The 6333-nt window shown below is 71.7% G+C and carries 6 protein-coding genes; 2 read left to right on the top strand and 4 right to left on the bottom strand.

The window, feature by feature from the left end; translation table 11 throughout:
- From PSH25_RS21820 to glnA, 3 genes are all read right to left on the bottom strand, one after another.
- Nucleotides 1-309, bottom strand: a 309-nt coding sequence (locus PSH25_RS21820) for a helix-turn-helix transcriptional regulator (RefSeq protein WP_238660843.1), incomplete at its 3' end; no start/stop codon positions are given.
- Between the two features lie 114 nt (nucleotides 310-423).
- Complete coding sequence (locus tag PSH25_RS21815; protein ID WP_238660842.1) at nucleotides 424-849, bottom strand: DUF350 domain-containing protein; 426 nt, start codon at nucleotides 847-849, stop codon at nucleotides 424-426.
- An 88-nt stretch (nucleotides 850-937) separates the two neighbouring features.
- Nucleotides 938-2287, bottom strand: a complete 1350-nt coding sequence (gene glnA, locus PSH25_RS21810) for a type I glutamate--ammonia ligase (RefSeq protein ID WP_091409557.1) — start codon at nucleotides 2285-2287, stop codon at nucleotides 938-940.
- 285 nt (nucleotides 2288-2572) lie between these two features.
- Between glnA and PSH25_RS21805 the strand changes: the two genes are divergently transcribed.
- Both PSH25_RS21805 and panB read left to right on the top strand, forming a co-directional pair.
- The gene (locus PSH25_RS21805) at nucleotides 2573-4330 is read left to right on the top strand and encodes an NAD+ synthase (protein ID WP_238660841.1); all 1758 of its coding nucleotides are present in this window, start codon (nucleotides 2573-2575) and stop codon (nucleotides 4328-4330) included.
- A 197-nt stretch (nucleotides 4331-4527) separates the two neighbouring features.
- Complete coding sequence (gene panB, locus PSH25_RS21800) at nucleotides 4528-5373, top strand: 3-methyl-2-oxobutanoate hydroxymethyltransferase (RefSeq protein ID WP_238660840.1); 846 nt, start codon at nucleotides 4528-4530, stop codon at nucleotides 5371-5373.
- A gap of 101 nt (nucleotides 5374-5474) precedes the next feature.
- Here panB and npdG read toward each other — a convergent pair whose 3' ends face one another.
- Complete coding sequence (npdG, locus tag PSH25_RS21795) at nucleotides 5475-6173, bottom strand: NADPH-dependent F420 reductase (RefSeq protein WP_238660839.1); 699 nt, start codon at nucleotides 6171-6173, stop codon at nucleotides 5475-5477.
- Nucleotides 6174-6333 lie beyond the last annotated feature (160 nt).

The following is a 6333-nucleotide window of genomic DNA, read 5'->3' as shown; positions in this document are numbered from 1 at the left end:
CAGCGCGGTGGCGGCCGGCCCGGCGAACGGCGAGCCGGCGAGCCGGTGCAGCGCCACGGCCATCGCCACCGCCTCGGCGGGGGTCAGGTTGACCGGCGGCAGGGTGTGGGCGCGGTCCAGGACGTAGCCGCCGGTGCGCCCGGGCTCGGCCCAGATCGGTACCCCGGCCTCCTGCAACGCGCCGAGGTCCCGTTCGATCGTCCGGCTGCTCACCTCGAAGCGCGCGGCCAGCCAGCGGGCACTGCGCGGCCGTGGTGACACGGCCCGCAGCTCCTCGACCAGCGCGTAGAGGCGATCCGTGCGGTTCATGCCCGGCACGCTACGGCCGGGGTACGACGCCCGCCGGCGACCGCCCGCACAGCGACGCGGGCGACCGCCACAACGACGCGGACAGCCGCCCGCACGGCAACGCGGACAGCCGCTTCAGGCGATGCAGGCGCAGACGATCAGCGCGGCCCCGAAGTGGGTGGCGGCGCTGACCCGGGCGGCCGGGTGCGGCTCGGGCGAGCAGATGACCTCGCCGAGCTTGCCGGGGGTGAGCAGGTCCAGCACCACGAAGGCCAACGCCATGATCGCCAACCCGACCAGCCCGAAGACCACGGTGGAGGCGATCCCCTTGCCGAAGTCGCTGTAGCTGGTCAGGATCGCGGTGAAGACGATCCCGGCGATGCCGAGCTGGTTGGCGGCGAGCAGCAAGCCCGCGTTGGCGTTGCGGTCGACCCAGATCAGGTCGCGTAGCCGGCCCGGGGTGAGCAGGTCGACGAGCCCGAAGCCGGCGGCCATGAGCCCGACGCCGACGATCCCGAACACGACGCTCTGCCAGGCACCGCTGAGCAGATCCTCCAGCACCGACTGCCTCCCGACTCTCCGCCCGGAGGGGTACCGGCGCGGTGATCGAGACGATAGCGGCAGCGCGCAATGGCGTCAGCCCCTGCGGCTACAGCGCCAGGTAGCGCTGCCGCTCGTACGGGGTGACCTCGCGGCGGTACTGCTCCCACTCGGCCCGCTTGTTGCGCAGGAAGAAGTCGAAGACGTGCTCGCCGAGCACCTCGGCGACCAGTTCGGAGCCGGCCATCACGTCGATCGCCTCGGCGAGGTTCTCCGGCAGCGCCTCGTAGCCCATGGCGCGCCGCTCCGCGCTGGTCAGCGACCAGACGTCGTCCTCGGCGCCCGGCGGCAGCTCGTACCCCTCCTCAATGCCCTTCAGGCCGGCGCCGAGCAGCACCGCGAAGGCGAGGTACGGGTTGGCCGCCGAGTCCAGTGAGCGGACCTCGACCCGGGCCGAGTTGGGCTTGCCGTACGCGGGCACCCGGACCAGCGCGGACCGGTTGAGGTGACCCCAGCAGACGTACGCGGGGCTCTCGGTGATCCGGTCGGGCAGGTGCTGCGGGAAGAGCCGCTTGTACGAGTTGACCCACTGGTTGGTGACCGCCGTGTACTCCCGGGCGTGCACCAGCAGGCCGGCGATGAACGACTTCGCCACCTTGGACAGCTTCATCGGGTCGCCGCTGTCGTGGAAGGCGTTGCGCTCCCCCTCGAACAGCGACAGGTGGGTGTGCATCCCGCTGCCCGGCTGGTCGGTGAACGGCTTCGGCATGAAACTGGCCTGCACACCGGTGGAGAGCGCGACCTCCTTGACCACGTGCCGGAAGGTCATGATGTTGTCGGCGGTGGTCAGCGCGTCGGCGTAGCGCAGGTCGATCTCCTGCTGGCCGGGCGCGACCTCGTGGTGGCTGAACTCCACCGAGATGCCGATTCGTTCCAGCGCCAGCACGCCCTGGCGGCGGAAGTCCCGGGCCACGGCGTGGGTGGTGTGCTCGAAGTAGCCACCGGTGTCGACCGGGGTGGGCACCGAGCCGTCCTGCGGACCGTTCTCCAGCAGGAAGAACTCGATCTCGGGGTGGGTGTAGAAGGTGAAGCCCTTCTCGGCGGCCTTGGACAGCGCGCGGCGCAGCACGTGCCGGGGGTCGGCCCAGGACGGCCCGCCGTCGGGCAGCAGGATGTCGCAGAACATCCGGGCGCTCTCGCCGCTGACCCCACCCTCGAAGGGGAAGACCTGGAAGGTGGTCGGGTCGGGCATGGCCACCATGTCCGATTCGAAGACCCGGGCGAAACCCTCGATCGCCGAGCCGTCGAAGCCGATGCCCTCCTCGAAGGCCGCTTCGAGCTCGGCGGGTGCCACCGAAACGCTCTTGAGCGTGCCCAGAACGTCGGTGAACCACAGCCGGACGAACCGGATGTCCCGCTCTTCCAGCGTGCGGAGGACGAACTCCTGCTGACGGTCCACTTCCCCAACCCCTCGCGACACTCTTTTTGTCCGCCTTGGTCGGGCTGCACCCGACCTGATCGCCCAGTGTTCCCGGGCCTGGTTACGCAGACGTTACGCGAACTGCCGCCGGCCGTCCCCTCGTGTCCCGCCCGGCGAGCACGTGCCCCAGCCGCGCCGCCACCCGTACCGCCACACCCGCCGCCAGATCCGCCGCCAGGACGGCCGAGCGCCCGTCGCGGCAGGTGGCGGCAATCTCGCCCGAGGGTACGGAATGTCGCGCGGTGGCTGGGGCAAGATGAAGACATGCCCACCCTGCGTCTCGCCCTGTCCCAGGTCAACCCGAGCGTCGGCGACCTCGCCGGAAACGCCGACCTGGTCCGCAGCTGGACTCGCCAGGCCGCCGATGCCGGTGCCCAGCTGGTGCTCTTCCCGGAGATGATGCTGACCGGCTACCCGGTCGAGGATCTGGTCTTCCGGCGTTCGTTCGTGGCCGCGTCCCGGGCCGCCGTGGAGCGGCTGGCCGCCGACCTGGCCGCCGACGGCCTCGGCGAGTTGCCGGTCGTGGTCGGCTACCTGGACGCTGACGGGCCGCCGCAGGTCAGCGGGGACGCCGAGCCGGGCCGGGGTGCCCGCAACGCCGCCGCGCTTCTGCACCGGGGCGTCGTGGTTGCCCGTTACTTCAAGCACCACCTGCCCAACTACGGGGTCTTCGACGAGGACCGGTACTTCATCTCCGGGGACGCGCTGACCGTGGTGCGGATCGGCGGCGTGGACGTCGCGCTGACCATCTGCGAGGACCTGTGGCAGGCCGGCGGTCCGTTCGCCGCCGCCCGGCGGGCCGGCGTCGGGCTGGTCGTCAACATCAACGGCTCGCCGTACGAGCTGAACAAGGACGACATCCGGCTGCCGCTGGTCCGCCGCCGGGCCGCCGAGGCGGGCGCCGCCATCGCGTACGTCAACATGACCGGCGGCCAGGACGAGCTGGTCTTCGAGGGCGACTCGATGATCGTGAGCGCCGACGGTGAGCTGCTGACCCGGGCCCCGCAGTTCGTCGAGCACCTGCTCGTGCACGACGTCGAGCTGCCCACCGCCGCCACCCCGCCGACCACCGAGACGGTGGCCGACGACATGCGGATCGTGTACAGCACCTTGGACGGCATTCCGCCCACGCCGTCCGGCCCGCCCGCCGTGGGTGGGCTGATCGAGCCGGTGGCCGACGAGGCGGAGGTGTGGCAGGCACTGGTGCTGGGTCTGCGCGACTACGTCAACAAGAACCGGTTCCCGTCGGTGGTGCTGGGTCTCTCCGGCGGCATCGACTCGGCGGTGGTGGCCGCGCTCGCCGTCGACGCGCTCGGGCCGGACCGGGTGGTCGGGGTGTCGCTGCCCAGCCAGCACTCCTCGGAGCACTCCCGGGAGGACGCCGCCGACCTGGCCAAGCGCACCGGCCTGGACTACCGCGTCGAGCCGATCCAGCCGATGGTGGACGGTTTCCTGGCCAACCTGTCGCTGTCCGGCGTGGCCGTGGAGAACCTGCAGGCCCGGGTCCGTGGCGTGATCCTGATGGCGCTGTCGAACCAGGAGGGCCACCTGGTGCTGACCACCGGCAACAAGAGTGAGCTGGCGGTCGGCTACTCCACCCTCTACGGCGACTCGGTGGGCGGTTTCAACCCGGTCAAGGACGTCTGGAAGACGCTGATCTGGCGGCTCGCGAAGTGGCGCAACAGGGACGCGGCGCGGCGCGGTGAGACCGCCCCGATCCCGGAGAACTCGATCGGCAAGCCGCCGAGCGCCGAGCTGAGCCCGGGCCAGCTCGACAGTGACAGCCTGCCCGACTACGACGTCCTGGACCCGATCCTGATCGGCTACGTCGACGGCGACCTCGGCCGCGACGGGCTGGTCGAGTCGGGTCACGACCCGGCGGTGGTGGACAAGGTGCTGCGGTTGGTGGATACCGCCGAGTACAAGCGACGGCAGTCGGCGCCGGGCACGAAGATCTCCATGAAGGCGTTCGGTCGGGACCGCCGTCTGCCGATCACCAACCGGTGGCGCGAGCAGGGCTGAGCCGTACCCCTGGGGGGTGCCGGGTCGGTGGCGCGGCCCGGCGCCGCCGCGCGGGCGCCGCACGGTTGCGACGCCGCGACCTCGGGCCGGGTGGAGTGACATCTTGCACTGGGCCCTGCCCTCACCCCGTCTCCCGGTGCGACGATCGCGACGGAACCCGGGGACCGCGCAGGCGGCCTCGAGGAAGGGAGACAGAGATGGTGGAGTCCACTCCGCACGAGGTGACCGCGTTGTACGGCGGCCCGGCCACCCGGCGGGTCCGCACCCGCGACCTGATGGCCGCCAAGGAGCGCGGCGAGCGGTGGCCGATGCTCACCTCGTACGACCAGTACACGGCGTCGATCTTCGACCAGGCCGGTGTCCCGGTGTTGCTTGTCGGTGACTCGGCCGCGAACAACGTGTTCGGCTACGAGACGACCCTGCCGATCACCGTCGACGAACTGCTTCCGCTGGTCCGGGCCGTGGTGCGGGCGACCCGGCAGGCGCTGATCGTCGGTGACCTGCCGTTCGGCTCGTACGAGGAGGGCCCGGCCCAGGCGCTGCGTACCGCCGTCCGATTCATGAAGGAGGGTGGCTGTCACGCCGTGAAGCTGGAGGGTGGCCGCCGCAACGCCGCGCAGATCGCCGCGATCGTCGGCGCCGGCATCCCGGTGATGGCGCACATCGGTTTCACCCCGCAGAGCGAGCACACCCTGGGCGGTTACCGCGTGCAGGGCCGGGGCGACGCCGCCGACGAGGTGCTGGCCGACGCACGGGCGGTGGCGGAGGCGGGCGCGTTCGCGGTGGTGCTGGAGATGGTGCCCGGCGAGGTGGCCAAGCGGATCACCCACGAGCTGCCGATCCCCACGGTGGGCATCGGCGCGGGCCCGGACACCGACGCGCAGGTGCTGGTCTGGCAGGACATGGCCGGGCTGCGGACCGGTAAGGCGCCCCGCTTCGTCAAGCGGTACGCGGACCTGGCCGGCGCCCTCACCGACGCCACCCGCCGTTTCGCCGACGAGGTCCGCGGCGGCGAGTTCCCCGCCGCCGAACACACCTTCTAGTTCCGAGCAGGCGTGATCCACTCGGCTTTGCCGAAATCGCGGTGTCCCGGGCATCGGGACACCGCGATTTCACGAAACTGGAGTGGATCACGCCGCTCGGGTCAGAGGTCGGTGACGCGGATGCCGGCGTGCGCCTTGTAGCGCTTGTTGATGGCGATCAGGTTGGCGGTGAACGCCTCGATCTGGTGGGCGTTGCGCAACCGGCCGGCGTAGATGCCCCGCATGCCGGGGATCCGGGCGGCGAGCGCGCCGACGATGTCGACCAGCTCGCGGTCCTCGGTGCAGATCAGCACGTCCAGGTCGATGCGCTCGACCTCCGGGTCGGCCAGCAGCGGAGCGCTGACGTGGTTGAACGCCGCGCAGACCCGGGAGTCGGGCAGCAACGCGGCGGCCTGCTGCACGGCGCTGCCCTCGGCGACGGTCAGCGCGTACGGGCCCTGCTTGTCGAAGCCGAGCGGGTTGACGCAGTCGACGACGATCCGGCCGGCGAGCGGCTCGGCGAGGGCGGCGACGGTGGCGGCGTGCCCGTCCCACGGCACCGCGATGATCACCACGTCGCTGTGTCGGGCCACCTCGTCGTTGGCCGCACCGGTGACGCTGCCGCCGGCCGGCACCCCGGGCAGGGCGGCGATCTCGGCCGCGGACTCGGCGGCCCGCTCGGCCGACCGGGATCCGATCAGCACCGTCTGACCGGCCCGCGCGAACCGGTAGGCGAGGCCCCGCCCCTGGTCGCCGGTGCCGCCGATGATGCCGACCGTCAGCCCGGACACGTCGGGCAGCGTGCTCGCGTCGTATGCCATGGCCTCATCCTCGCAAACCGGTCGGTCCATCAGCAGCGCCGAGCGTTGTGAGAATCCCCGCTGCCGCCGGCGACCGCGCCAGCGAGGACCACGCCGGGGCGGGCGAGGACCGCGGCAGGGCGGGAAAGCGGAAGGGCGGCGGGGGGGGAAAGAGGTGGGG

The organism is Micromonospora foliorum (assembly GCF_022229015.1).
In the GTDB taxonomy this organism is placed as follows: domain Bacteria; phylum Actinomycetota; class Actinomycetes; order Mycobacteriales; family Micromonosporaceae; genus Micromonospora; species Micromonospora foliorum.
Note: the sequence above shows the minus strand (reverse complement) of the source record. Positions and strands in the feature narration are given on the sequence as shown.

Excerpts from the sequence above, each read along its gene's own strand:
- npdG (WP_238660839.1), bottom strand. The coding sequence starts at position 6,173 with ATGGCATACGACGCGAGCACGCTGCCCGACGTGTCCGGGCTGACGGTC.
- PSH25_RS21805 (WP_238660841.1), top strand. The coding sequence starts at position 2,573 with ATGCCCACCCTGCGTCTCGCCCTGTCCCAGGTCAACCCGAGCGTCGGC.
- panB (WP_238660840.1), top strand. The coding sequence starts at position 4,528 with ATGGTGGAGTCCACTCCGCACGAGGTGACCGCGTTGTACGGCGGCCCG.